Genomic DNA, 1,966 nt, shown 5'->3' on the forward strand with positions numbered 1-1,966 from the left:
ATTTACTTCTCTTGATTTATCTTTTATTAAAACCTTACTTTTATTTATAAACTTAAGTCTTTTATCTTCTTTATAGTTATTTTTTATATAATTTTCTGCATCTTCTATAGTTGCAAAATTATCTTCAGAAATTGAAAGCTCTTCTTTAAAATCATTTTCAATTTTTTTTCTTAATCTTACAATTTTTTTATTTTTATCTTTAAGTATTAAATTATATATCTCTTTTGCATTATTATTTGTTATAGTTATATAATTTTCTTTAGGATAAAAAACTTGCATATATACTTTAAGTCTTGTATATAATTTTTCCTCATCATCGCAAAAAGTACCAACTTCCTGCAAATTATCTAAATTCCAATTTTCTAAAGACTCATAACAATCATACTTATAAGCAAACCTAAATAGTCCCGCTGCAGTTACTAATTTTTGTGTATTCCATTTATCAAGAGGCTGGTTGAAACTTTGTGCCATATAAAACATCATATCCATATTTTCTACATTAGATACATTCCAACTATTTAAAGGCTGATTAAATTTCATGCATGAGAAAAATGTCTTTTCCATATTTACAACATTAGAAGTGTCCCATTTATCAAAAGGCTGATTTAATTTTTCGCATTGCCTAAACAAAGAATCCATATTTTCTACATTAGAAACGTCCCAATCATTAAGATTCTGATTAAAAGCATCACAATATGCAAACATACTTGATAAATCTTTAACTTTATTTATATTCCAAGTATTTAAAGGCTGATTAAATCTTTTTGCCCTAATAAACATATTAGACATATCTTCAACATTAGAAGTATCCCATTTATCCAAAGGCTGATTAAAAAATTCACATTCCTGAAACATTCCCCTCATATTTTTAACTTTTGATGTGTTCCAGCTATTTAAAGGCTGATTAAACTCTTTGGCACCGCAAAACATAAATGACATGTCTTCAACATTAGAAACGTCCCAATTATCCAAAGGCTGATCAAAATTAGAACAATAAGCAAACATATTATTCATACTTGTTACTTTAGATACATTCCAATTACTTAAATCCTGATCAAAATCTATAGATGAATATCTTACAAGCATATTATAACCCATATAAGCAAACATCATATCCATATTTGTAACATTAGAAACGTCCCAATCTTCTATGCCTTCAAAATCTTTTCTTTTGCTTTCATAAAAAAGTTTACTCATATCTGTAATAAGACTTGTATCAACATCATAAAGTTTTATACCATCAGTAAATACCAATTTTTTTAATTCTGTTTTTGTTGTTGGTTTATATTTTTTCATAACTTCTCCTAAAGATTGTTAGATAATTTTATCATATATTAAAAATTTTGGTGTTTCATTAAAAATTTCAAAATAATTATTAAAATAAATCTGTTAATCTAAAATCTAAAATTATAAATACTAATAAAGTATAAACAAATCTATTGCTTATTTCCTTTTTAGCTTTTTTAAAATCAATAGTAATATTTACCAAATCATCATATTCAATGTCTTCATCAACTTTTGCAGACATAGCAAAAATATCCCCATTATTTGCTGTAAATGTATAGGTTATAGTATCATTATCTGCATCATTAGTATGCATATCATATTTTTTAGCAAATGCCTTAAAAGCTCCATAGCTTGAATCTATATTTTTTATTTTTTTTATTTCTTTTTTTAGATTATCTTTATTTAATTTTATAGATGTAAATTGATTTATAGGCTGTGATGATTTAGAATCTTTAAGCTCTCTTCTCCATTTAGTTATAGTATCCTCGTTCATTTCTGCAGGGCTTGCTAAACCAACAAAACTATCAGCATCAATTTTTATTTCTTTATCTTCAGAATCTACATATTTACCTTCGCCTAAATATCTAAAAGTTGTTATAATTTTTTTATTTTTATCATACAAATTCCATATTAAAGTTGATGCCAATCTATTCATTAAATAATTATCAATAAAAACTTC

2 protein-coding genes are annotated in these 1,966 nt (G+C 24.9%); both read right to left on the reverse strand.

Annotated features, from left to right (window positions below):
- Nucleotides 1-1,296: BspA family leucine-rich repeat surface protein (locus E6A48_RS07180; RefSeq protein WP_219709351.1), on the reverse strand; the 1,296-nt coding region annotated here is incomplete at its 3' end.
- Nucleotides 1,297-1,375: 79 nt separating this feature from the next.
- A partial coding sequence (locus E6A48_RS07185) for a DUF4132 domain-containing protein (protein ID WP_219709352.1) occupies nucleotides 1,376-1,966 on the reverse strand: 591 nt, incomplete at its 5' end.

Origin of the sequence: Brachyspira pilosicoli, from assembly GCF_019402445.1 — a bacterium.
In the GTDB taxonomy this organism is placed as follows: domain Bacteria; phylum Spirochaetota; class Brachyspiria; order Brachyspirales; family Brachyspiraceae; genus Brachyspira; species Brachyspira pilosicoli_B.